Origin of the sequence: Psychrobacter sp. CAL346-MNA-CIBAN-0220, from assembly GCF_040309805.1 — a bacterium.
In the GTDB taxonomy this organism is placed as follows: Bacteria; Pseudomonadota; Gammaproteobacteria; order Pseudomonadales; family Moraxellaceae; genus Psychrobacter.
The window spans coordinates 247,599-273,001 of the sequence record NZ_JBEOPF010000002.1; the positions used below are offsets into that span (position 1 = coordinate 247,599).

General features: G+C 42.8%; 18 protein-coding genes. 11 read left to right on the forward strand and 7 right to left on the reverse strand.

Going from position 1 to position 25,403, the window contains the following annotated elements; all coding sequences use genetic code 11:
* Positions 1-36 precede the first annotated feature (36 nt).
* The 6 genes from AAEY88_RS07130 to carA form a co-directional block, all read right to left on the reverse strand.
* Positions 37-1,374 (reverse strand): glycosyltransferase, encoded by a 1,338-nt coding sequence (locus tag AAEY88_RS07130; protein ID WP_350560889.1) that lies wholly within the window; start codon positions 1,372-1,374, stop codon positions 37-39.
* A 115-nt stretch (positions 1,375-1,489) separates the two neighbouring features.
* A complete protein-coding gene (locus AAEY88_RS07135) occupies positions 1,490-2,362 on the reverse strand; it encodes a TIGR03915 family putative DNA repair protein (protein WP_350560891.1) in 873 nt (290 codons plus the stop codon).
* A gap of 262 nt (positions 2,363-2,624) precedes the next feature.
* On the reverse strand, positions 2,625-3,893 hold the full coding sequence (locus tag AAEY88_RS07140; RefSeq protein WP_350560893.1) for a putative DNA modification/repair radical SAM protein: 1,269 nt from the start codon (positions 3,891-3,893) through the stop codon (positions 2,625-2,627).
* Between the two features lie 235 nt (positions 3,894-4,128).
* Positions 4,129-4,605, reverse strand: coding sequence for a transcription elongation factor GreA (gene greA, locus AAEY88_RS07145; RefSeq protein ID WP_350560895.1), 477 nt, complete (start codon positions 4,603-4,605; stop codon positions 4,129-4,131).
* A 244-nt stretch (positions 4,606-4,849) separates the two neighbouring features.
* Positions 4,850-8,128, reverse strand: coding sequence for a carbamoyl-phosphate synthase large subunit (gene carB, locus AAEY88_RS07150; protein ID WP_350560897.1), 3,279 nt, complete (start codon positions 8,126-8,128; stop codon positions 4,850-4,852).
* Positions 8,129-8,280: 152 nt separating this feature from the next.
* Positions 8,281-9,522 carry a glutamine-hydrolyzing carbamoyl-phosphate synthase small subunit gene (carA, locus tag AAEY88_RS07155; RefSeq protein WP_350560899.1) on the reverse strand — a complete coding sequence of 414 codons (1,242 nt, stop codon included), beginning with the start codon at positions 9,520-9,522 and terminating at the stop codon, positions 8,281-8,283.
* A 778-nt stretch (positions 9,523-10,300) separates the two neighbouring features.
* Between carA and AAEY88_RS07160 the strand changes: the two genes are divergently transcribed.
* From AAEY88_RS07160 to AAEY88_RS07175, 4 genes are all read left to right on the forward strand, one after another.
* Positions 10,301-10,837, forward strand: a complete 537-nt coding sequence (locus tag AAEY88_RS07160) for a gamma carbonic anhydrase family protein (RefSeq protein WP_350560901.1) — start codon at positions 10,301-10,303, stop codon at positions 10,835-10,837.
* A gap of 53 nt (positions 10,838-10,890) precedes the next feature.
* Positions 10,891-11,610, forward strand: a complete 720-nt coding sequence (locus AAEY88_RS07165) for an HAD family hydrolase (protein ID WP_350560903.1) — start codon at positions 10,891-10,893, stop codon at positions 11,608-11,610.
* Between the two features lie 95 nt (positions 11,611-11,705).
* Positions 11,706-12,801 (forward strand): peptide chain release factor 2 gene (prfB, locus tag AAEY88_RS07170; RefSeq protein ID WP_350560905.1). Its coding sequence is split into 2 segments (ribosomal slippage): positions 11,706-11,777 and positions 11,779-12,801, totalling 1,095 coding nucleotides; the frame shifts between segments, so codons are not numbered across the junction.
* A gap of 194 nt (positions 12,802-12,995) precedes the next feature.
* Positions 12,996-13,280, forward strand: coding sequence for a pyrimidine/purine nucleoside phosphorylase (locus AAEY88_RS07175; RefSeq protein WP_350560907.1), 285 nt, complete (start codon positions 12,996-12,998; stop codon positions 13,278-13,280).
* A 140-nt stretch (positions 13,281-13,420) separates the two neighbouring features.
* Here the strand turns inward: AAEY88_RS07175 and AAEY88_RS07180 are convergent, their stop codons facing one another.
* A complete protein-coding gene (locus AAEY88_RS07180) occupies positions 13,421-13,876 on the reverse strand; it encodes a GNAT family N-acetyltransferase (protein ID WP_350560909.1) in 456 nt (151 codons plus the stop codon).
* Between the two features lie 212 nt (positions 13,877-14,088).
* Here AAEY88_RS07180 and AAEY88_RS07185 point away from each other — a divergent pair, with 212 nt between their 5' ends.
* The 7 genes from AAEY88_RS07185 (at position 14,089) to AAEY88_RS07215 (ending at position 25,328) form a co-directional block, all read left to right on the forward strand.
* Positions 14,089-15,198, forward strand: coding sequence for a DNA topoisomerase IB (locus AAEY88_RS07185; RefSeq protein ID WP_350560911.1), 1,110 nt, complete (start codon positions 14,089-14,091; stop codon positions 15,196-15,198).
* A gap of 219 nt (positions 15,199-15,417) precedes the next feature.
* Complete coding sequence (locus AAEY88_RS07190) at positions 15,418-17,163, forward strand: AMP-binding protein (protein ID WP_407074431.1); 1,746 nt, start codon at positions 15,418-15,420, stop codon at positions 17,161-17,163.
* 112 nt (positions 17,164-17,275) lie between these two features.
* On the forward strand, positions 17,276-18,064 hold the full coding sequence (locus AAEY88_RS07195; RefSeq protein WP_350560913.1) for an SDR family NAD(P)-dependent oxidoreductase: 789 nt from the start codon (positions 17,276-17,278) through the stop codon (positions 18,062-18,064).
* 101 nt (positions 18,065-18,165) lie between these two features.
* A complete protein-coding gene (locus AAEY88_RS07200) occupies positions 18,166-18,756 on the forward strand; it encodes a L,D-transpeptidase family protein (RefSeq protein WP_350560915.1) in 591 nt (196 codons plus the stop codon).
* 498 nt (positions 18,757-19,254) lie between these two features.
* Positions 19,255-21,849, forward strand: coding sequence for an ATP-dependent chaperone ClpB (gene clpB / locus AAEY88_RS07205; protein ID WP_350560917.1), 2,595 nt, complete (start codon positions 19,255-19,257; stop codon positions 21,847-21,849).
* A gap of 199 nt (positions 21,850-22,048) precedes the next feature.
* A complete protein-coding gene (locus tag AAEY88_RS07210) occupies positions 22,049-23,356 on the forward strand; it encodes a PQQ-dependent sugar dehydrogenase (protein ID WP_407074432.1) in 1,308 nt (435 codons plus the stop codon).
* 328 nt (positions 23,357-23,684) lie between these two features.
* On the forward strand, positions 23,685-25,328 hold the full coding sequence (locus AAEY88_RS07215) for a BCCT family transporter (RefSeq protein ID WP_350560921.1): 1,644 nt from the start codon (positions 23,685-23,687) through the stop codon (positions 25,326-25,328).
* Positions 25,329-25,403: the final 75 nt, after the last annotated feature.

The window sequence follows — 25,403 nt, forward strand, 5'->3', positions numbered from 1 at the left end:
GACAATCTCAAAATAGAAACCAGATAATTTTCGATATTATAACCTATCTTTATTAACTGGCTTTGAGGTACTGACTGACGTAGAGGTTTTCTTTTCAGAAGAAATAGAGACATCTATAGTTGTTTTATCCTTATCTTTATCCTTAGAAGGCTGATTTATCGCCGCACTATGAGAAGGCTTTGCTACAGGCTTAAGATGCTTTTTAATTCTCCGTACTGAGTAGGCATCTGACAGCGCCTGCTCTTCTGCAAGCGATTCAGTATGCAACCCTTTATAAACAGCCAAGGTTTCTTTAATCATCTCACGCATGGTAAATTTATCGGTCATCTCAGGTCGGGTAACACTTTCTAATTGGTTTCTTACTGCTTTACATAAGGCTTGGGCGTTGTATTTTTTGACCAAACCTTGTGGATACAGCGGCTGTAGAATCTCACTGAATGCTGCCTGATCCCAGCCAATCACTGGCGTACCCAAATGAATGGCTTGGAGCGCATTGATACCAATAGATTCGGGCTGATTAGCAAGTGCCATAACGATATTCGCTGCTGATAACCATTCGCGCATATCATTACGTCTACTGCCGACATAGGTAATGCGCTCATTAAGATTAAGAGCCGTGGTACGCTGGCGAAAGTCTTCGTGAGCCACGTCGCCATCTCTGTGGTCTTCATCCATAATAATGATATGAATATTAGGGAATTGCCCTTGTAAATTACCTAAGATATCAATCAGCCACTCTTGCCCATATTCGTTACCGATGATGGTTGGAAATACCAGCCATTTTTTATGTTCCAGCTCAGGATATTCAGCAAAGGTATGCATTAGCCAATACACTGATGGATTATGTCGATAAGGATAACGGCGCGTATCGATACCACGGTAGATACGCTTGATGACTTTTGGTCCAGCATTCTCGCGACGCAACCCTTTTTTTAGGTAATTGGTCACGCTATCAGATACGGTAATAATGGTATCGACATCGAGCAGCGCTTGTGAGTATTTATTAATCGGATAAAATCCGTACATGGTCGATACTAGTTTTGGTGGGCGTTTGACCCGTGCACGGCGCAGTGCTAAGTGCAATATCCATGATGGTGTTCGAGAATGCATATGAATGACATCAGGGTTATATTGTTCAATGAGGTGACGCAGCGGCGCGATTTGTAATAAAGATAGCCAAGACTTTTTATTCATATATAGTTGATGATATAGATTACCATCACGCTCTAGACGTTTGACCAGCTCGTTATCATCATCGGCACTGGAGATTATAATCGAAGTATGGCCATTTTTGACCAATGCGCGCCCCAAATGAAAGATACCGCGTTCGGATTCATCATGTTTTAAAGACGATAGTAAGCGCATAACTTTCATAATAGGGGTCAGTACTCGTTGGTAATATCAAGCTGCTATTGTCAGGTAAAAGCAGCTAAAACTCAACCTTGAAGGTTGATTGGGTGTTATAAATAAAGATTACTGATAAAGGAATTTAACGACGTTTTTGTAAGTGTTCAGCATTAGGTAGCCCTTGTTTTTCGCTTAAATACTTCCAATAGCGCTGCGGTAAATATTGCTTATGTAGCCGTAGGTTTTTACGCTCTTTAATATTGACGATGGTAAAGTAACCTTGCCAGAACTGCTGATAGCGCTGCTCGTCAGTACTATGAATACTGGCAGGATTGCGCAGCACGGTATCATCGAGATCGGTGATGGTTTGTAATTGGGCAGGGTGAGAGGAGGTACTCTTACTCTTATCATAATAAATACCATAGCTGCGGCTAATATCATAAATCGCCCAGTGTTGATCTTGATAACGTTGACGGAAGTGCTGACCAATCAGTGGCAGGACATTAAAGTCAGGTGCCACTCTGGCAAAATAAATATCGTCGGTGGTATGCTCAAAGCGTACAAAGGCTTCCATACGGTGTTTTTCGCGGCCCACAGACTTAACAGTTTGTGCCAGCTCAAGCACCTCTAAATGTCCTAAGTCTTCCATAATTGGCCGACCAGGATAATCAATCGCATATTTGACCACTCGAAATAAGATGGTGCCAATATTCTCCTTTTCGGACAAAAACCCCCATAAGAGTTGCCGCATACCTGAGCGCCCAATAAGGGTATTTATTTTGCTCAGCACCCGCTGGGCTTTATCTTTCTCAGTAGGAACCCTTATCGCCTGATCTATTAGTGATGGCACATAACAGTCGTATGACGTCAGCTTTAACGAGAAATTATGTTGTAGCTTATGCATATACACATAAAATACCGCACTGAGCCAACCCTCAAAGCTGGGCTCATAAAGCACGATACTGGGGGTTACCTGACTAACAGAGTAAGGCATGTTTTGTGGCTGTTGTAACATTGATTGTCCTACGTGGCATTATTCACTTAGACTGGATTCATTTAAAATAGCTGAAATTAAATGTAGCGTGTTATTTATTAACTGGTAATCAATAAAATAGATATAACGCCTAAACTCGTAAGGCTGGTAAAATTTTCTTGCTTGCTGTGCGGTTGCACCACCCTAGAGATTACGAAAATTTTCCTCAGCCATGCTTACTATAACGGTTTCAAGGTCGACTAACTGCAGTAACGTAGCCTATTGATTATTAATTGGTTAAGGATTAAAACAAGGCCAGTTGACCACTGCGTTGGTCTTTAAACTTGGTCTGCGTCTGTGCAAGTACATATTGGCGGAAGTTATCGCGGGTAAGATGGGCAAGATGTTCGTTTTTACCAGTAGTAGCAATGAAGTATTTGGCACGATTGACCGCAGCACCCATTTTTTTGAGATGGTATAAAGTCAGCTGATTAAACTGACGAGCTTTCAATATTTTTTTTGCGGTTTTAGTACCGATGCCTGGTATACGCACAATCATCTCATAAGAGGCAGTCTGAATATTGACTGGGAAATGCTCGCGATGACGTATCGCCCAAGCCAGCTTTGGGTCACAGTCTAAGTCCAAAAATGGCGACTCGGGCTCAACGATTTCATCGGCACCAAAGCCATAAAAGCGCATTAACCAGTCAGCTTGATAAAGGCGGTTCTCGCGCACCATCGGAACTGGTGTGCCAATAGCTGGCAGGCGGCTATCGGACAACATTGGCACATAGCCTGAATAATAAACTCGTTTGAGGGCATATTGTTTATAAAAGTGACTGGACAGCTGAATAACCTGTAAATCGGTTTCATTGCTTGCACCGACAATCATCTGACTGGTCTGGCCTGCTGGTACAAATTTGGGTGCTTTTTTATGATTTTTACGGCTGTCTTTGATGACAATGATTTGTTCTTTAATGGTTTCCATCGGTGCTTTTAATTGCGCATGTGATTTTTCTGGTGCAAGAAGTGCCAAACCAGACTTAGTGGGAATCTCAATATTAGCGCTCAGACGATCGGCGTATAGTCCGGCCTCTAACAATAACTCTTTTGAGGCACCTGGAATGGTCTTAAGATGAATATAGCCATTAAAACGCTCGCGAGTACGCAGGAGCTTGGCGACCTCGACCAGTCTTTCCATAGTATAATCGCCATTTTTAAAGATACCCGAGCTTAAAAACAGCCCTTCGATATAATTACGGCGGTAAAACTGCATGGTTAACTCGATTACTTCTTCTACGCTAAATGCAGCGCGCGGGGTATCGTTACTGCGTCGCGAAGTACAATAAGCGCAGTCATAAATACAGTGATTGGTTAGTAATATTTTAAGAAGACTCACACAGCGTCCGTCTTCGGTATAGCTGTGGCAAATGCCGGATTTTGCCGCATCGCCTAAGCTGCTGCCTTGATTTTTTCGGGTGCTGCCAGAGGATGAGCAAGAGACATCATACTTGGCTGCATCAGCTAAAATATTGAGCTTGCCTTGTAGTCTTTCATAATTGATGGTGGCCATGAATGGGAGTTTACCAATTAATTGATGAATAACCAGTTTAGCAAAAATACAGGTAAGTCACTGTAATGGTAGGAGAATTAAGAAAATAAAACGACAATCAGTGTCGTAGAGGTGGATACAAAAATGCCTTAGATAAGTTAAGTTGACACTTACTCTGTCTAAGGCATAATTATTTATGGTTTAACTGTTTAATCAAAAAATTCTAAGTTATACAACAAGTAGTTACCAAACAATCTTATCCGTAAATCACTTCCATAATCTCGTATTCGACTAAGCCTCTTGGGGTTTCAATGCGGGCTTCATCGCCTTTATATTTACCAATCAAACCACGAGCGATAGGCGAATTAACAGAGATTTTACCGCCTTTAAAGTCGGCCTCGTCATCACCTACGATTTGATAGCGCTTTTCTTCTTCAGTATCCATATTTTCAATGACCACCGTCACGCCAAATACTATCCGACCTTCTTTTGGTAAGGTGGCGATATCTATCACTTGGGCGCCGCCAAGTTTGGCTTCAATGTCGCGGATACGCGCTTCACAAAACCCTTGCTGCTCACGGGCGGCATGATATTCAGCATTTTCTTTGAGATCGCCGTGTTCACGCGCTTCAGCGATAGAGGCGGTGATACGAGGGCGGTCGATAGTTTTTAATTGTTTTAACTCGGCTTCTAAAGCCGCATGTCCTTGCGGAGTCATGGGATAACGTTGCATGTTTTTTCCTTAAACCAATAACATCACACCACCTCATGATGAGATGGTGTTGGTATTATTGCAATGGGTTGGAAATATAAAAAAGGTGGCATTAAGCGTACGTGCTAAAAAGCATAGTCGCAGGTAAGCCACTATGCTTTTTAAATTTATTGCTTTTTAAACTTATGACTACTATCTTAAAACGACTAACAAATCTTGGGTAAGTTTTTCAGCAAGCCTTACGGTTATGCTTAATTTACTGAATTTATTCAGCCACGTCAACTGTCTTTGCTTGCTCATGCAAATCTTGCAATTTATATACCTCAAAAGGCAAGTCGATAGCATAAGATTTACAAACGGCGTCTGCTGCCCCTAAAGTAGTGACATAGAACACTTTACCTTGCAGCGCGCTACGGCGGATAGAGAATGAATCCTCTTGCGCTTGCTTGCCTTCAGTGGTATTAATAATCAAATCAATTTTGCCATTTTTTAAGGCATCAACGATATGAGGACGCCCTTCGGTAACTTTATTGATTTTTTTACATTCAATGCCATTTTCAGCCAGTACTTTTTGGGTACCGGTAGTGGCAACAATGTTAAAACCAAAATCTATTAGCTGACGAGCGATAGGAGATATTTGCGCTTTATCACTGTCACGTACGGAGATAAAGACGGTTTTGATTTCACCTTTAGTCGGCAAACCAGGTAAGCGCTCATTACTACCGATAACGGCTTTATAGAACGCTTCGCCAAAGGTTTTGCCTACGCCCATCACTTCGCCGGTTGATTTCATCTCAGGGCTCAAGATAGGATCGACACCGGGGAACTTAGCAAAGGGAAATACTGCTTCTTTGACCGCAAAGAATGTTGGTTTAATCTCTTTAGTAAAGCCTTGGTCTTTTAGTGACGTGCCTGCCATACAGCGTGCGGCAACTTTTGCCAAAGAGGCGCCAATACATTTAGAGACGAAAGGCACTGTACGCGCGGCACGTGGATTCACTTCTAAGATATAAACGGTTTCACCTTTGACGGCAAACTGGACGTTCATCAAGCCAATCACGCCAAGCTCTTTCGCCATGGCAACGGTTTGCGCGCGCATCACATCACATAATTCATCTGATAATGAGTAGGGCGGTAATGAACACGCTGAGTCACCAGAATGGACGCCAGCCTGTTCGATATGCTGCATGATACCGCCAATCACCACATCGGTACCGTCGCAGATACAATCAACATCAACTTCGATAGCATCATCTAAGAAACGGTCAAGCAATACCGGTGCTTCGTTAGAAGCTTGTACTGCGGTACGTAGGTAATGTCTTAACTCGTCTTCGTTATAAACGATTTCCATGGCGCGACCACCGAGGACATATGACGGGCGAACAACCAATGGATAACCAACATCTTTGGCTTTCACTAAGCCATCCTCTAAACTAGTGGCGAGGGCATTGGTCGGCTGAATAAGATTCAACTGTTGAATCATATGTTGGAAGCGTTCACGGTCTTCAGCACGGTCAATCGCATCAGGACTAGTACCAATGATTTTGACGCCAGCAGCTTCAAGGGCGCGGGCAAGTTTTAGTGGTGTTTGTCCACCGAACTGCACGATAACGCCATCAGGTTGCTCAATCCGTACAATCTCTAGCACATCTTCAAGCGTAATTGGCTCAAAGTATAGACGGTCTGAAATATCATAATCAGTTGAAACCGTTTCAGGATTACAGTTGACCATGATGGTCTCATAGCCATCTTCACGCATTGCTAGCGCGGCATGGACACAGCAATAGTCAAACTCGATACCTTGGCCGATACGGTTCGGACCGCTACCGATAACCATAATTTTTTTCTTGTTAGTCGGATTGGCTTCACACTCACTGTCATAAGTAGAATACATATAAGCGGTACTGGTTTCAAATTCTGCCGCACAAGTATCGACGCGCTTATAGACCGGATGAACGCCCAAATCCCAACGCTTGGTACGCAGTTGCTTTTGTGAGATACCCAGCAGTTTGGCCAAACGCAAGTCTGATAAACCTTTACGCTTAAAGCCGCGCAAGTTTTTCTCAGTGAGACCGCCAAAACCTAGCGCTTTAACGGTCGCTTCAGTCTTAACAATGTCTTCAATTTGTACTAAGAACCAAGGGTCAATTTTGGTGAAGCTAAACACTTCATCGACCGTCATACCAATACGAAAAGCATCCGCTACATAATAGATACGCTCAGGTGTTGGAATGGTCAAACGATTGGTAATCTCAGAACGTGCCTTATCAGCGCTCAGCGTGCCTTCTTTTATAGCAGCAAAGTCAATTTGCTCATCAAAACCGTCTGAGCCGGTTTCCATACCACGTAAGGCTTTTTGCATAGATTCTTGGAAGTTACGGCCGATAGCCATCACTTCACCAACCGACTTCATTTGCGTCGATAACGTATTATCGGCTTGGGGGAATTTTTCAAAGTTAAAGCGTGGAATTTTGGTGACCACATAATCAAGCGCCGGCTCAAAGCTGGCTGGTGTTTTGCCACCGGTAATATCATTTTGCAATTCATCTAGCGTATAACCGACGGCTAATTTTGCTGCGATTTTGGCAATTGGAAAGCCTGTTGCTTTTGAGGCCAATGCTGATGAACGCGACACCCGTGGATTCATCTCGATGACGACCATACGACCAGTTTCAGGGTCAATACCGAACTGGACGTTGGAGCCGCCAGTCTCTACCCCAATCTCGCGCAGTACTGCCAACGAGGCATTACGCATGATTTGGTATTCTTTATCGGTCAAGGTTTGTGCTGGCGCGACGGTGATAGAATCGCCAGTATGCACGCCCATAGGGTCAAAGTTTTCAATCGCGCAGATGATGATACAGTTGTCGTTTTTGTCACGAACCACTTCCATCTCGTACTCTTTCCAACCAATCAACGACTCATCGATGAGCAACTGATGGTTCGGAGACAAGTCAAAGCCGCGCTCACAAATCTCGATAAATTCATCACGGTTATACGCAATACCGCCACCGGAGCCGCCCATGGTGAATGACGGACGAATGATACACGGATAGCCCATTTTTTCTTGGGTGATAAAGGCTTCTTCCATAGTTTCGGCGGTTTCAGCGCGTGGACATTCAAGGCCAATACGTTTCATGGCTTTATCAAATAAGTTGCGGTCTTCTGCCATCTCAATCGAATCTTTAGTCGCGCCAATTAGCTCGCAATTATACTTGGTCAATACGCCGTGCTTGTCCAATTCTAAGGCACAGTTCAGCGCGGTTTGTCCGCCCATGGTTGGCAAGATGGCATCAGGACGTTCTTTGGCAATGATTTGTTCAACGGTTTGCCATGTAATCGGCTCAATATAAGTAGCATCAGCCATCGCTGGATCAGTCATGATGGTCGCCGGGTTTGAGTTGACCAAGATGACGCGGTAGCCTTCTTCTTTCAGCGCTTTACACGCTTGTGCGCCTGAGTAGTCAAACTCGCACGCTTGACCGATGACGATAGGGCCTGCGCCAATGATAAGAATGCTTTTTATGTCGGTACGTTTTGGCATAATTAGGGCTACCTTCGTTTAAGTAATATTTTAATTGAGGGGTACTTTGAATTTTTATTTGTTGCGACTATAGGCGCACTGATTGCTCTGAGCGCCTTATGTGTTATTAATTGCTGTCATCGTTAATTATTGAGGATATTTGTTTTAATTTCTTAAGCCGACGCTGTTTTAGCTGCTTCCATCATATCAACAAACTTATCAAATAGTGGCGCGCAATCATGCGGCCCTGGACTGGCCTCAGGGTGGCCTTGGAAGCTAAATACGGGCTTGTTGGTCAGCTCTATACCTTGATTTGAGCCGTCAAATAATGAGCGATGGGTAACTTTTATATTAGCAGGTAAGGTGTCTTCGTCAACCGCAAAACCATGGTTTTGGCTGGTAATCATGACCGTACCGGACGCTAAATCTTGTACGGGATGGTTCGCACCGTGATGACCGAATTTCATCTTGATGGTATTAGCGCCGCTGGCAAGACCAATCAGCTGATGACCCAAGCAGATACCAAAGGTTGGAATGTCGGTTTGCTCAATAATATGACGGACGCTATCAATAGCGTAATCACAAGCAGCTGGATCACCAGGACCATTCGATAAGAAAATACCATCTGGATTCATTGCCAGTACGTCTGCAATAGGGGTTTGTGCTGGCACAACGGTGACGTGACAACCACGGTCAACGAGCATACGTAGGATGTTGGTTTTGCTACCAAAATCATAGGCGACTACGTTATATTTTGAATCAATATGAGTGCCAAGCTGTTTAAAGAAGCCGCCGGTGCCACTGTCATGACTGCCAGCTCTATCACGATTGAGTAAGGTGTCAGATAATTCCCAGGTGCCCGCTGTCCATTCAAAACCGTCAGGATTACAGCATTCTTTTGCCAAGTCCATGCCGACCAATCCAGCGAATTCTTGTGCCAATTTGATCGCTTGTTGCTCGTCATCCTTACTAATAGTGTCACCGTTGGATGCGGTCATGATACAGCCGTGCTGCGCGCCTTTTTCACGTAGTAAGCGCGTAAGCTGGCGAGTATCAATCTCAGCGATGGCGACCGTATCGTTACGCTGTAAATAATCGGTCAATGATTCAGAATTACGGAAGCTTGAAGTAACCATAGTAGAATCACGAATAATTAGGCCTTCTGCCCATATTTGGTGACTATTACCGGATTCAGTATCTTCAGAATTAGTGCCAGTATTACCGATATGCGGATAGGTTAGGGTGACCAGTTGACGTGCGTAGCTTGGGTCCGTGAGGATTTCTTGATACCCTGTCATGGCTGTGTTAAATACCACCTCACCGACACGATGACCTGCACTACCGATACTCACACCGCGAAAAATCGTACCGTCTGCTAGTGCCAAAATTGCTTGTATTTCTGCCGATGAATTCAAGGGTTGCCTCCACTGTGTTTGATGAGTGCCATGATGTTTTGCTGGTTAAAGTAGTCGCCTATAATTATTATTGATATCCTTATAACTGCTGTTAAATAACAATAAAAAAAGAGGTAGACGCAAAAATTTTCCACAAAAAAGCGAGAAGACATTATCAATGAGAACTACAAAACCCACTAGATAGTGAATAAGTAAATCGCATCATGTCCGCTCGCTTAGGCACAGATTTTGCGCATTATATACAATATACGCTAGGATAGCCAGCCGATTTTGTAGAGTAATGGCAACGCACTGAATAATAATGATAAGTATTTATCTAAATATTTAAAAGGATGAATTCAGTAAATAGCCTGAAGCAAAGCCTATTAGCTATAGTCAGCCCAAAATAAAACAGGGTTGTTTCTATCAACGTGCTACGGGTATAAATTTTTCTTGCTTGCTGTTCACACGTGTGACAGAGGCTGCAAAAAATTCAGTCCAGTAGCCCATTAGCATGGTATCGTTTTTAAATTGGATCGACTATATAATAAATATTAGTTAATAATCTAAGCAAGAATAATTTTTTAGAGAATATCTATGACTGATATAACTATAAATCTACTACCAAAACGGCTGGATTTTAGCCAGAAGCTTTGCCACAATAGACAGCATCATTCATTAAGTAACATTATTGGCTATTAATCCTGCTTTAAGTGACCCTTCAATTTATAATGATGATTAAGCAAAATAGCTATTATAACTATAATTAAGATGACAATTAATGTAATCAGGACTCGTTATGATTTATCAATATTTAGACAAAGTACCTGAGTTTGCGATGCCCTTTAATGGCTGGGTTGCAGATTCAGCGCGCGTTATAGGCGATGTTTATTTAGGTCATCAAGCCAATGTTTGGTTTGGCGCTGTGCTTCGCGGTGACAATGAGCGTATCCATATCGGCGACTACAGCAACGTACAAGAAAATAGCGTCATTCATACCGATGAAGGTATCGAGGTCAAAATTGGCAACTATGTCACCATTGGTCATTTAGCCATGCTGCATGGTTGCGTCGTCGGTGATAATAGCCTGATTGGTATCGGAGCGGTGATACTTAATAATGCCAAAATCGGCAAAAATTGTATCATCGGCGCTAAGGCCTTAGTTACGGAAGGCAAAGAGATTCCGGATAACTCTTTGGTTATGGGTGCGCCGGGCAAAGTAGTCAAAACCTTAACCGATGAGCAAGCTGCTATGCTCAAAGAATCTGCTTTGCATTATGCTGCGCGTTGCCAAAAGTTTAAAAATGGCTTAAAAGAAATTGAGCAGCCAAAATAAGCCTTTCTTAGCTATCACAAGTTTTATCATTCATTATTAACGAGATTTGCCATATGAGTACGTCTGTCCTCAATACCAATATTGACCCACAATCTGCGCCGCGTATCTTGGCACTATTTGACTTAGACCATACCTTACTCGACGTCGACAGTGATTATCTATGGGGCGAGTATATCGTCAACCACGGGCTGGTCGATGAAGCAGAGTATCGGACGGCCAACCAAGCGTTTTATGAGCAATATATCGAAGGGTCGCTTGATGCCACCGAATATAATGAATTTGTGGCGCAGTTTTTGACCACGCTGCCGTTAGATCGCTTGCATGAGTTGCGAGAAGATTACATTAAGATTGAGATTGAGCCGCATATGCGTCCAAAGGCCTTGACAGTGCTGCGTGAGCATTTAGACTTAGGTCATGATGTGGTAATTATTTCTGCGACCAACGACTTTGTCGTATCCGCCATTGCTGCGCGTTTCGGGGTAGAAGAAGCCAATGTATTGGCAACGCCGCTAGAGATTAAAGACCAGCGCTATACCGGTAAATTAACCGATAAGCCCAACTTTCAAGCTGGTAAAATTTATCATTTGGATAAGTGGCTTGATAAGCAGCAGGTAGCGGGTATTAGCTTTGAGAAAACTTATGCCTATTCGGATTCTAAGAATGATATTCCGCTACTTGAATGGGCGGATGTAGCGATTTGTGTGTCGCCCGATGATGCGCTGCATGCTCATGCGTTGGCGCATCGCTGGGCAGTAGAAGATTGGTCCATTTAGTGGCACATTTTGCTTTAATCTCACATAAATAATAACGTATTTATTTGATTTACTATTGATAGTAAGCAATACCTTTTATTAACCGAGGAAAATTTATGGAAATTAACCCGTACCAAGAAAAAATTAAAGACCTCGCTGAGCGTGGACAGGACCTGCGGAGGTATCTTTGACTTTGATGGCAAGCAAGAACGCTTAGAAGAAGTCAATCTAGAGCTCGAGAATCCTGAACTATGGAATGATCCAGAGCGCGCGACCAAAATCAATAAAGAAAAAAGCCATCTTGATAGTGTCATTGATGTGGTCGTGTCACTTGAGACCATATTAGAAGATGCGGCAGCTATGCTGGAGTTAGCGGTAGAGGCTGATGACGAGTCGTTACTTGCCGATGTGCAGGCTGATCTAGATAACGCTGAGAAGCGAGTGGCTGATTTAGAGTTTCGTCGGATGTTTAGCGGTGAGATGGACCCGAATAATTGCTACCTAGATGTGCAATCGGGTAGTGGTGGTACTGAAGCCCAAGACTGGGCTGAGATGCTGTTGCGTATGTATATGCGTTGGGCGGAAGCACACGACTTTAAGGTTGATGTGATTGAAATATCATCGGGTGGCGTGGCTGGTATTAAGTCCGCAACTATTGCCATTAAAGGGGATTACGCCTTTGGTTGGCTACGTACCGAAATTGGTGTGCATCGCTTAGTGCGTAAGTCACCGTTTGATAGTAATAATGGTCGTCATACCTCATTCGCCGCTATCTTTGTGTCGCCCGAGATTGATGATGATATCGATATCGATATCAACCCAGCAGACCTACGTATTGACACCTATCGCTCAAGTGGCGCAGGCGGTCAGCATGTGAATACGACGGACTCAGCTGTTCGTATTACCCATGAACCTACTGGCGTTGTGGTGACTTGTCAAAACGAGCGTAGCCAGCATGGCAACAAGGCAACGGCTATGAAAATGCTGCGTGCTAAGCTGTACGAGTTAGAGATGCAAAAGCGCATGGAAAAGCAGCAAGTGGTTGAGGATAGTAAGTCCGACGTGGGTTGGGGCAGTCAAATCCGTTCCTATGTGCTTGATGACTCACGCATTAAAGATTTGCGTACCGGCGTTGAGACCTTTAATACTGGGGCAGTGCTCGATGGTGACCTTGACCAGTTTATTGAAGCGAGCTTAAAAGCAGGACTATAAATATTCAATCATTTTAAAAATGATAGTATTAATCCCTTTTAAAACGAATACCGTGTGACTGGGAGAAATTTTTGAAGTCTCTAGAGTGACGTAGTCGCACAGCAAGCGAGAAAAATTTTTACTAGACGCGCGCAATTATGACTCTACTTTGGTCAGCATTGACCACATTCAATGAAATCTATTTAGGAAAAATTATGCTAAGTGTTAACAATTATTTTGATGATAAAGTAACGTCTATTGCCTTTCAAACGGCAACTAAGCCTGCAACTGTAGGCGTTATGTCAATTGGTGAGTATGAGTTTGGCACCAGTGAATTTGAAACTATGAGTGTGGTCAGTGGTGAATTGACGGTTAAGTTGCCAGAAAGTGAAGAGTGGCAAACTTTTGAAGCGGGTCAACAATTTACTGTTGAAGCCAATAAAAAATTCAACGTCAAAGTTACCGTCGAAACGGCTTATTTATGTGTTTATGGTAAATAGTTTTTACGATGAATAACATTTTAAGTTAAGATATCATCTTTTAAATTCAACTAACGTATTTAATATTAACGCCAAACGTTCTGCGCTTGGCGTTTTTTTATGGCTGCTATATATTTAATTCAGCATAGAATTATTTTAAATTATAAGTTCTTCCGGTATTGCACCATATCGGTCTTGGTTGCTAGTGTGTCATAAAGTATGCGAGCTGGTGCATTACTTTCTTGAGTCGTCCAATAGACACGATTGCACCCTTTTTTAGTGGCAAAGTCATACACATGCTCAATCAATGTCCGACCTATACCTTGGCCACGAACGCATTCATTAACGTACAAGTCCTCCAAGTAACAACACTCAGTAAAATTCCACGTATTAGGATGTAGCATCACATGGGTAATACCCACTAAAGTATCGTCTTTCCACGCGCCAAATCCATAGATAGGTACACTACTATCCAGTAAATTGCGCCACGTTTTTTCTGTAGTACTCGGTGGTAAGGAGGTCTCATAAAACGTCAAATAGCTTTTCCACAGACTCAACCAAGCTTCATAATCGGCGTTGGAGAGTGGGGCTATTTGCACAGCAGTATTATTAGTCATGTTTTATACAGTTTTATAATTAATAGACTCTAGATTATGCATTAAAAAGGTATGGCTTATAACCCCTTTATAAGTTCAATGTTATTAAGCTGGCTTTTACATAGGATTACATTTTATAAGTGGCAAACGAACAGTAAAAATAGCGTTGTTTATTTATGATAAGACAGAGATACCGTTTCCACGACAATTATTATATAAAGGCGCATTATTTTATGACTAAAATAACTGAACAAACAACCAAAGAAGATTTGCGCCATGATTATGAGTACTTAGCTCGCCGTGCCAATCTACGCTACGTTAGTGACGACGAGCCCGGTTATACGCGAAGTCGTTGGGGGCGCGGTTTTACTTATCGTGATGCCACTGGCAAGACAGTAAAAGACAAATTTTTGCGTCAGCGTTTTGATGCACTAGTCATTCCGCCTATGTGGTCAGAGGTGTGGATTTGCATCGATGATAACGGTCATTTGCAATCTACTGGCCGTGATGAGAAGGTGCGTAAGCAGTATTTATATCATCCGCAGTGGGATACGGTACGTGATCAAGCTAAGTTTGATGCCATGATAGGCTTTGCAGAGGCATTACCAGCGCTGCGCAGGCAGGTTGAGCAGGACTTAGATACTATCCCATTGTCACGCGCTAATGTACTTGCTGCAGTGGTTAAATTGCTTGAAACTACTTTAATTCGCGTCGGTAATAGTCGCTATGCTAAGCTTAACAAAAGCTATGGTTTGAGTACGTTGCGTAGTAAGCATGTTAGTGAAATTGATAATGGGCTTGCTTTTGACTTTGTCGGTAAAAGCGCGAAAACCCACCATATCGAGCTGCAAGATGAGCGTTTAATTGATGTTGTACAGGCATGCTCTGAGTTGCCTGGCTATCAGGTTTTTAAGTATTTAGATGAGCATGGTGCTAAACAAGTCGTGGATAGCACTGATATCAATGACTATCTACGTGCTCATACTTGTGGTGATAGCGATAGACTCTACAGTGCTAAAGACTTTCGTACGTGGATGGCAAGTGTACTCGCAGCCAGTTATTTATATGACGAGCTGCAAGGGCCAGCAGGGGATGAAATATTAGCAAGCGAACCGGACAGTCGCGCACGTCAAACATTAGTCACAGAAATGGTCAAAAACGTCGCAGCAGAACTAGGAAATACCCCTAGCGTTTGCCGTTCCTCTTATATTCATCCTATTATTATTGAACAGTTCTTAGCAGGACAATTCTTTGAGACTTATAAACAGGCACGTCGCGGCCGTACCAAAAAACACCAAGGCTGCGAAGAAAAAGCCTTACTTGGATTTTTAAGTAAGCAATGAAAATCGCTGTAGTTTAGTAACGATTATTTTAATATCAATTACTTTACTAAGCATAGAATCCATAAAAATGATACGATATGTATTGAAATAAATAGAAAAATGCGTTATTAATAGGTACGCTTACATATAATGAGATTGAACGGTATATAGGATATCGCCGTTTTAATAATTGATCTATCTTATTTTGCCCGTTAACTTTTATTGCTAAAGGATTAGCTTATGTCTATCACCTCTAATCACGCTGCAAACTTAGCAGCATCGCCCTCGAGCTCAAACTCTACCCAAGCTTTAGCTACTGAGCATGTAGAATCCACATTACCAAGCTATGCCGATTATTATAATAACTTCGATATGGCATCGTTATTAGAAGAAATTTTTGGCGCAAATCCTGACGATCGCCTGAATGCTTATATGGCCTGTTGTGGTCGTCATGTGCGTGACGGACGCGCAGATAATATTGCCCTAGTTCATGAAAATACTGCCGGTGAGATAACGCGCCTAAGTTTTGGTGAGCTGGATAGTGCTAGTGCGCAAGTGGCCAATCTACTGCAGTCTTATGGTGTGCAAGCTGGGGATCAAGTAGCGACTATGTTACCGCGTACTCCGGAGCTGTTAGTGATTGTTTTAGCAGCATGGCGTCTTGGGGCGATATATCAGCCATTATTTACCGCTTTTGGTTATGATTCCATCGAGTACCGAATGGAAAAAGCAAAAACTAAAGTGGTATTTACCAATCAAGAAAATCGTAGCAAGTTTAAAGATTTAGCTGAACAAACCAAGATGGTACTGGTTGGTAATCAAGCCGACAGCCAAACTTGGGGTGATGACAACTATACTGAGATGATGGATAAGCAGTCGGAAACGATCGCGCCAGTGCTCTTAGATACTGATGGGCAATTTTTACAGATGTTTACATCAGGTACGGTTGGTAAATCGAAAGGGGTAAGCGTGCCATTAGCTGCACTGCCAGCGTTCTATTTATACATGCGTTATGCCATTGATTTGCGTGATACCGATAACTATTGGAATATGGCGGATCCAGGCTGGGCGTATGGTCTCTATTACGCTATTACTGGCCCATTATTATTAGGTGTGACCACTTACTTTAATGAAGCAGGCTTCGATGCAACCAATACCCGTGATTTTATGATGCGCCATAAAATTACCAATCTTGCCTCCTCACCAACTGCCTTTCGAATGATGAAATCAAGTGGCGTCTTTAAAGAACTCGCAGAAGACGACACTGAAAAACTATCCTTACGCTGTGCCAATTCGGCAGGCGAGACTTTGAATACTGAAGTCGTTAGCTGGGTTGAGAGTCATTTAGGCTGCAAAATCTGTGATCAATATGGTCAGACAGAGACTGGCATGATTTGCTGTGAGCATCATGGATTGGCACATAAGTGTCCAGTAGGCTCTATGGGAATGGCGCTACCGGGGCATACATTGGTAGTGTTAGACGATGATACGCAAGTGTTGTCAGACGGAGAGCAAGGACAACTGGCTGTGGTAGTCAGTCAGTCACCCGCGTTTTATTTCCGTGGTTATAGCTGGAATGAAAAACAAGCCTTTATCGATGATTATTATCTGACCGGAGATGTGGTTGAGCGTCATCATGATGGTACTTACTGGTTCTCAGGACGCGATGATGACATTATTACGACTGCCGGTTACCGTGTTGGACCTACCGATGTCGAAAATACAGTATTAGAACATGAAGCGGTTGCAGAGTCCGCTGCCGTAGGCGTACCTGATGAGGTACGCGGGCATACCATTAAATCTTATGTGGTGCTCAAAGACGGTATTGAGGGTAGTGAAGAAATCGCTCAGCAAATCAAAAACTTGGTACGTGAGCGTTTATCAACGCATGCTTATCCACGTGAAGTTGAGTTCGTTGAGGCGCTACCAAAGACGCCTAGTGGCAAGATACAGCGCTTCCTACTGCGCAGTTTATCTGCTGACTAAGTATGCTTTGTAGACAGTGACAGGCCTTGAAGTATTCTTTTAAAAGAATGCTTTAAGGTAAATAACCAATGAAAATATTAAAAATCAAACGATAAGTCGTTAAGGAATACCCATGCAAATACAGACAAACAGCTTTTTAGTAACTGGCGGCGCATCAGGATTGGGTGAAGCGGTTGTTCGCGCTATCGTTAGCCAAGGTGGCAACGTAGTGATTGCTGATTTAAACGATACAACAGGACAAGCATTGGTAGACGAGCTCGGAGATAATGCTCGCTTTATACGCTGTGATATTACCAGTGGCGATGAGGTACAAGCTGCCGTCGATCTAGCAGAGCAAGCATTTGGCGGTCTGCAAGGATCAATTAATTGTGCTGGTATTGTTGTGGTACAAAAACTCCTAGATCGTGAGAATAATCCGGCCGATCTTGATGCGTTTAGTCGTGGCATTAATGTTAATTTGGTTGGCTCTTTCAATGTGGCGCGCTTAGTCGCCGCCAGTATTGCACGCCGTGTTGCTGCAGCAAGTAGCGATCACAGTACTGAAAAAAACGCAGATCAAGGGGTAATCATTAATACTGCCTCTATCGCTGCTTTTGATGGTCAAGTTGGGCAGGCCAGTTATGCTTCTTCTAAAGCTGGCGTAGTAGGTCTGACATTGCCACTAGCGCGTGAGCTAGCACGTCATGGTATTCGGGTCATGACCATTGCACCGGGTGTCTTTGCGACCCCAATGATGGAAAGTATTCCTGAAAAAGCCCGCGAGCAGTTAGAAGCAGCAGTACCGTATCCTAAACGTTTAGGGGCGCCAAATGAGTTTGCCAAACTAGTGATGCATATTATTGATAATGCCTATTTAAATGGTGAAGTTATTCGCTTAGATGGTGCTATTCGAATGATCTGATCATCACCAAACTCTATTGATGAAATTTGTACAAAGGTCTATATTTTGTTTTGGTATATTATGATTAACCCATATAACATCAATTACAAGAACTAAGACCTATGTCATTTTTTCGTACGAATTTTGCTAAAAGTCCTAAATGGCTACTCATTACTATTGGACTCGGTATTATCGCTATGGTTAGTACCAGTGCAATAGCCTATGCAAAAATATTACCCTTCACTATAAAAAATGCCTCTAATAATGCGCAAACTATTCCTAACACGGTAATTATTGATAAAGTCTTTGTCGATAAGTCGGAGCGTAGCTTGCAATTATTGAGTGATGATAAGGTGATCAAATCTTATCGCATCGCCCTAGGTGATAGCCCGGTAGGTCATAAGCAACAGCAAGGTGACGAGCGCACACCAGTAGGAACTTATACTCTAGATTATAAGAATGAAAAATCTAAATTCTATCGCTCTATTCATATCAGTTATCCTAATGCAGCAGATAAGGCGCAAGCTAAAGCGCTTGGCGTTAGTCCAGGTGGTGATATTATGATTCATGGACAGAAGAATGGCTTTAGTGGGCTGGCATTGGTTAACCAACAACGCGACTGGACTGATGGCTGCATCGCGGTTACTAACGATGAGATGAATGAGATTATGGCAGCAGTAAAGCTTGGTATACCGATTGAAATCGTTGAGTGAAGTATAGATAGAACGTGTAGGCAGGTAGGTATCCTTCCTACTTTATTATCACTAGTAAATAACATTTATAAAACGCTAGCCATGAACTAGGGCACCCTATTTCTCATTCCATACATATAGTTAAATCTATATAGATCCGCTACAACCTAAAGCTCATGTTTTCTTATCGAACTCATCTAAGCATTGCGCTAATCTAAGCATCGCACTCACCTAACTTCGACTATCCATCTTTTTTTCTTTTAAAATATTTCTCTAAGATACACATTAATACGTTATGATTAATAACATTGTTAATGATAAGGTATTGCTTATCGAGCAGTAGATTATCTACATTTTTCTGCTCATACTAATAAGTCATTATCTGTTATTGACACTATATACTAGTACGTTGAAATAACACTCAACATACCATGTATTGATAATATCAAACGGTAAGCGGCACAGTATAAGTTCGCTGCCTAATATATTAATTTATACTAATTATAAAAGGATGCAATGATGAGATTCGAAAAATTTACCCAAAAACTGCAAACCGCTATTCAAGAAGCGCAAAGTCTAGCATTAGGGCGGGATCATACGGGTATCGATCCGGTACATTTACTGGCGGTCTTGCTTCAAGATGAGGCTAACTTGTCGATCTGTCAGCAAGCAGGTGCGTCTATACCGGCACTAAAAAATGGTGTTGCAAAAGCTCTTGATAACCAAGCGACCATTGCTGAACCCACTGGAGACGTTAATTTAAACCCAAACTCGGTAAAAATTCTTAACCTTGCCGATCGTCAGGCACAGAAAGAAGGTGATGACTTTATTGCCACTGAGTGGGTCATTTTAGCACTTGCTGAGCAAGGCGAAACCAAAAAAATATTTGAAAGTGCTGGCGTGACGGCAGCTAAGCTAAAAGCAGTCATCGAGCAGCTGCGTGGTAATGAGACGGTCGATAATCAAAATGCCGAAGATCAGCGCGATGCCTTAAATAAATATACGATTAATCTTACTGAACAGGCAGAACTTGGCAAACTTGACCCAGTTATTGGTCGTGATGAGGAGATTCGCCGTACTATTCAGGTGCTGTCACGTCGTACCAAAAATAACCCAGTGCTCATTGGTGAACCGGGAGTTGGTAAGACTGCTATCGTTGAAGGCCTCGCGCAAAAAATTATTAATGGTGATGTGCCAGAAGGTTTACGTCGTAAAGAAGTGCTGTCCTTAGATTTAGGCTCACTGATTGCAGGGGCCAAGTTTCGTGGTGAGTTTGAGGAGCGCCTCAAAAGCGTGCTCAGTGATTTATCGAAGCAAGAAGGTAATGTCATCTTATTTATTGATGAGCTGCATACTTTAGTTGGCGCAGGTAAAGCAGATGGTGCGATGGATGCCGGTAATATGCTAAAACCAGCCCTTGCTCGCGGTGAGCTACATTGCGTCGGTGCAACCACCTTAGATGAGTATCGTCGATATATTGAAAAAGATGCCGCTCTTGAACGCCGCTTCCAAAAGGTACTGGTTGATGAGCCCACAGTTGAAGATACCATTGCGATTTTACGTGGTCTGAAAGAGCGCTATGAGCTGCATCATGGGGTCGATATTCAAGATAGTGCCATCATTGCGGCGGCGCGTATGAGTCATCGCTATATTACTGACCGCAAATTACCGGATAAAGCCATTGATTTAATCGATGAAGCCGCCAGCCGTCTACGGATGGAAATGGACAGTAAACCTGAATCTTTAGGTAAGCTTGATAGCCGTCTGATTCAATTAAAAATGCAGCGTGAAGTGCTAAAAAACGAAGAAGACGCTGGTGCGCAGGCTGAGCTCAAAGCGTTAAATCAACAAATTGAAGAGTTAGAAAAAGAATATGCAGATCTTAATGAGATCTGGCAAGCAGAAAAGGCATTGGTTAAAGGCAGTCAGCAGCTCAAAGATGAGCTAGATAAAGCGCGCACTGCTTATGATAAGTCTAGTCGTGAAGGCGACTATGAAGCAATGTCCAAGTTGCAATATGAGACTATTCCGCAGCTTGAGCGCCGTATTCATGAGTCGGATCTTGCCGAGCAAAAAGAGCAAGCTGATGCGCCGAATATCAAGTTACTGCGTAACAAAGTCACGGATAACGAGATTGCTGAAGTGGTTAGCGCTGCAACGGGCATTCCTGTTAACAAGATGATGCAAGGTGAGCGTGATAAGCTGATAGCAATGGAAGAAAAACTCCATGAACGTGTCATCGGCCAAGATGAAGCCGTAGAAGCGGTTGCCAATGCCGTACGCCGCAGTCGGGCAGGTTTGTCTGATCCTAATCGTCCATCAGGATCATTTTTATTCCTTGGGCCAACAGGGGTAGGTAAAACTGAGCTGACTAAATCTTTGGCAAATTTCTTGTTTGATAGTGAAGATGCATTGGTACGTATTGACATGAGTGAATACATGGAAAAGCATAGCGTCAGTCGTTTAGTGGGCGCACCTCCAGGTTATGTTGGCTACGAAGAGGGTGGCGCATTGACCGAAGCGGTACGCCGTAAGCCTTATAGTGTGGTGCTATTTGATGAAGTTGAAAAAGCGCATCCTGATGTGTTTAATATTTTATTACAAGTATTGGATGATGGTCGTTTGACTGATTCACAAGGTCGGGTGGTAGATTTCAAAAATACGGTCATTATCATGACCAGTAACTTAGGTTCGCACAAAATTCAAGAGATGGTTGGCGAGAGCTATGATGATATCAAAGCGGAAGTTATGGAGTCAGTCGGCGAGCATTTCCGTCCCGAGTTCGTTAACCGTATTGATGAGATTGTGGTATTCCATGCGCTCGGCCAAGAGCAGATGGCGGGTATTGCTGATATCCAAATGAATCGTTTGCGTAGCCGTTTGCAAGAGCGTGAGCTGGATATTGCCCTGTCCGATGCGGCGATGAATCAATTGGTCGCGGTCGGCTACGACCCTGTATATGGTGCACGCCCGCTAAAACGTGCCATTCAACAAGAGATCGAAAACCCATTATCATTGAAGTTACTTGTCGGTGAGTTTGTAGCTGGCGATATCATTAAAGTTGATGTCGGTACTGATGATAAACTTACCTTTAATAAGCTTAGAATGAGTTAAGAACAAGTCTTTTTTGACAGTTTTTTAGTGGTAAGAATAACCCCTTATTTGCAATAGCAGATAAGGGGTTTTATTTTTTTACCCTTCAGGCGTTTCCGTTATGTTATAAATATATTGAGCTGTAACACATTTTATGATGAAAACTGATGCAAGTAACTAACTGATATTGGACAATTAACTGATGTGAGTAACTAAAGTTATGATAACGAATGCTAAGTATATAAGCGCGCCTTTAACCGTAATAGCACTACTATTTAGCGCCTCTGCCTGCTCTGACCCATCAACGATGAGTACAGACACAGCAAAAGTGGAAGTGGCTGATAGTAAACAAGCCAATAACATTCAAACATCTGATAGTTCTATACCTGATGAGCAAGTAAGCACCAATAAACCTGCCTTTACCACCAAGATTATCGCTAGCTTTGATGAGCCGTGGGCGATGACAGCACTACCCAAAAGTAGTGCTGAGTCGCTCAAGTTGCTAGTAACTCAAAAAACAGGTGAGTTATTCGTTGTTGATGCTAGGACAGGGGTCAAGGCAAGAGTGAGCGGTGTGCCCAAAGTTGCTTATGGTGGGCAGGGAGGATTGGGCGATGTTATTCTTGCGCCAGATTTTGCGACTACTAATATAGTATATCTAAGCTATATAGAGGCCGGCAAGGGTTCTGAGGATAATACGTTTGGGGCTAAAGTTATTAAAGCCAAACTGTCGGGATTAGACACCACGGTACCAACCTTGCAAGCGATTGTCCCCATTTGGCAGCAGCGCCCAAAAGTTAAAGGGCAAGGACACTATAGCCATCGTTTGCTATTCTCTCCTGATGGGCGTTATTTATATATCAGCTCAGGTGAACGCCAAGCAAAAGATCCTGCGCAAGACATGAGCGTTAATTTGGGTAAAATAGTACGGCTAAATCCTGATGGGACGGTACCAATAGACAATCCATTTGTTCATAACTCTAATGTAGATACAGAGGCAGATATCAAGGCTAATGCTAATGACATAACTAAGCAACTGTGGACGCTGGGACATCGTAATGTGCTAGGTATGGCCTTTGATAAATCAGGCAGACTTTGGGCACATGAGATGGGTCCAAGAGGTGGCGATGAGCTCAATCTGATTGAAAAAGGTAGCAATTATGGTTGGCCTATAGTCTCTAACGGGCGTAATTATTCAGGTATTGATATCCCTGACCATGATACTCGTCCTGATTTTATAGCGCCCAAAATTACATGGACACCTGTCATATCACCGTCATCTATGAGCTTATATTACTCCGGTTCTTATAACGACTTTCCAGCGTGGCAGGGAAATGCACTTATTAGTGGCTTATCATCCAAAGCGTTAATAGTGGTTGATTTGGGTGCAAGCAATGCCGCTGCTCCTTACGAGCGTTATCGATATGACATGGGTCAACGTATCCGCAGTGTGCTGGCGGTAGATGGAGAAGTATGGTTGTTAGAGGATGGCAGTAGCGGTAAGTTGCTGCGATTGTTGCCTAAATAAGCAAGATATTTAGACTGATAGTGAGATTTAAACTGACAATCTAACAAATTATCTAACAATCAAACCCAGTATCTACTTTAACAACTGCAAAGTTTTTTGAGCATTATCACTTTTCTTCAGAATACTATCCTACTAAATTATTGAGTAGAATAAGAATTTTCAACTAGATAGTTTTTGTGGTAACTCTTTTCTATCATACCAATCAATAGACTTAGAGCCAACACTGTGAAACTAAGTCGATTATTTTTATCAAGTTTTATTTTGTAATAAATTGATAATTAGAAGTCAGTTTGTTAAGGTGACGTTCCTTAGATTGTGAGATTAAAGCATGGACGGAGTAAAAGTAGGCCGATTGGGTCCTTTTCCACGGGTGAGTAAACCTGTGTTTATTATATCTACGTTATTAATCGTAGGATTTATCATTTTTGGGACTTTCTTTACCGAAACCGCGGGTATAGTATTTAGCTTTTTACAAAATTTTATTACGAACAAGTTTGGCTGGCTTTTTATTGTTTTAGTCAACACGGCGTTGGTACTTTGTATCTACTTAGCAATGAGTCGCTACGGTGACATTCGGCTAGGCAATCAAACTGAGCGACCGCAATACAATCTGTTTTCATGGATTGGGATGTTGTTTTCGGCAGGTATTGGTATTGGTCTAGTCTACTGGGGTACGGCAGAACCGCTGTACCATTTTATGGCGCCACCAATGGGTGAGGCTGAAACAGTTGCTGCAGCAAAGCAAGCCATGAATATCTCATTTCTACATTGGGGTCTACATGCTTGGGCGATTTATACTATTGTGGCGCTGTCTTTAGCTTATTTTCATTTTCGTCGCGGGCTACCCTTATCGATTCGCTCGACCTTATATCCAATATTGGGTAAAAAGATTTATGGCCCATGGGGTCATACCGTTGATATCTTAGCGGTATTTGGTACTATGTTCGGGGTGGTCACCTCGCTCGGTCTTGGTGTGATGCAGATCAATTCTGGACTCGAGAAGCTGTTTGGTATTCCCAATAGTTTAACCGTACAATTTGCTTTAATTGCCTTCATTACAGCGCTTGCAGCAATTTCCGTTATGATGGGGCTAGATAAAGGTATTAAGCGACTTAGCGATATTAATATTGGGTTCACCGTTGTCTTACTTTCGTTCATGGTAATTTTAGGACCAACCCTCTTTATCTTTGATAGCTTTATCGAAAATATCGGAAACTATATCGTAGCGATTGTCCCTCTAGGAACGTGGGGTGAGTCTTATAGCGGCACAGATTGGCAAAGCGCTTGGACGATATTTTATTGGGCATGGTGGGTCAGTTGGGCGCCATTCGTTGGTATATTTATTGCCCGGATCAGTCGTGGTCGTACCATCCGTGAATTTACACTTGGGGTGTTGCTCATTCCAATGCTGATTTTATTCTTTTGGTTTACTACTTTTGGCGGTGTTGCTATTCACATGGAGCTTGCCTCTGCTGTGACTGGAATTAGTCCAGGATTGGTTGAAGCAGTGCAAGCAGATACTGGTAGTGCGATTTTTAAATTGGTTGAATACTATCCCCTAGCCAAGCCGATTACCTTGCTGATTGTAATAATGATTGTGCTATGGTTTGTGACCTCATCAGACTCGGCAAGTTTTGTCATTGATATGCTGACTGCTGGCGGTGATACCAATCCACCGAAAATTCAGCGTTTATTTTGGGCGACTACCGAAGGTGTTATTGCTGCTATATTGCTTGCAGCCGGCGGATTATCAGCATTAAAAGCCGCTGCTATCGTTGCAGGGCTGCCATTTGTACTAGTAATATTCGTGATAATGTATGCGCTCTTGCGTGGTCTTAGTCGTGATCGTCTGATTTTATATCGGGCTCAGCAGCGCTTTATTACTGATGAATCGGCAGATCACAACTCGGCCAATGAGTTCGTTGACGAGCACTTGCTAAAAGGGCCACCTAAGATTATTAAAGGTGACTAAACAGGGTAACTGAAAAAAGGTGTTAGAGGCCGTTTACGAACATCTTATTAAGTACAGCATTGATTGTTTTACTGG

Excerpts from the sequence above, each read along its gene's own strand:
- AAEY88_RS07130 (WP_350560889.1), bottom strand. The coding sequence starts at position 1,374 with ATGAAAGTTATGCGCTTACTATCGTCTTTAAAACATGATGAATCCGAA.
- AAEY88_RS07135 (WP_350560891.1), bottom strand. The coding sequence starts at position 2,362 with ATGTTACAACAGCCACAAAACATGCCTTACTCTGTTAGTCAGGTAACC.
- AAEY88_RS07140 (WP_350560893.1), bottom strand. The coding sequence starts at position 3,893 with ATGGCCACCATCAATTATGAAAGACTACAAGGCAAGCTCAATATTTTA.
- greA (WP_350560895.1), bottom strand. The coding sequence starts at position 4,605 with ATGCAACGTTATCCCATGACTCCGCAAGGACATGCGGCTTTAGAAGCC.
- carB (WP_350560897.1), bottom strand. The coding sequence starts at position 8,128 with ATGCCAAAACGTACCGACATAAAAAGCATTCTTATCATTGGCGCAGGC.
- AAEY88_RS07160 (WP_350560901.1), top strand. The coding sequence starts at position 10,301 with ATGATTTATCAATATTTAGACAAAGTACCTGAGTTTGCGATGCCCTTT.
- AAEY88_RS07165 (WP_350560903.1), top strand. The coding sequence starts at position 10,891 with ATGAGTACGTCTGTCCTCAATACCAATATTGACCCACAATCTGCGCCG.
- AAEY88_RS07175 (WP_350560907.1), top strand. The coding sequence starts at position 12,996 with ATGCTAAGTGTTAACAATTATTTTGATGATAAAGTAACGTCTATTGCC.
- AAEY88_RS07180 (WP_350560909.1), bottom strand. The coding sequence starts at position 13,876 with ATGACTAATAATACTGCTGTGCAAATAGCCCCACTCTCCAACGCCGAT.
- AAEY88_RS07185 (WP_350560911.1), top strand. The coding sequence starts at position 14,089 with ATGACTAAAATAACTGAACAAACAACCAAAGAAGATTTGCGCCATGAT.
- AAEY88_RS07190 (WP_407074431.1), top strand. The coding sequence starts at position 15,418 with ATGTCTATCACCTCTAATCACGCTGCAAACTTAGCAGCATCGCCCTCG.
- AAEY88_RS07195 (WP_350560913.1), top strand. The coding sequence starts at position 17,276 with ATGCAAATACAGACAAACAGCTTTTTAGTAACTGGCGGCGCATCAGGA.
- AAEY88_RS07200 (WP_350560915.1), top strand. The coding sequence starts at position 18,166 with ATGTCATTTTTTCGTACGAATTTTGCTAAAAGTCCTAAATGGCTACTC.
- clpB (WP_350560917.1), top strand. The coding sequence starts at position 19,255 with ATGAGATTCGAAAAATTTACCCAAAAACTGCAAACCGCTATTCAAGAA.
- AAEY88_RS07210 (WP_407074432.1), top strand. The coding sequence starts at position 22,049 with ATGATAACGAATGCTAAGTATATAAGCGCGCCTTTAACCGTAATAGCA.
- AAEY88_RS07215 (WP_350560921.1), top strand. The coding sequence starts at position 23,685 with ATGGACGGAGTAAAAGTAGGCCGATTGGGTCCTTTTCCACGGGTGAGT.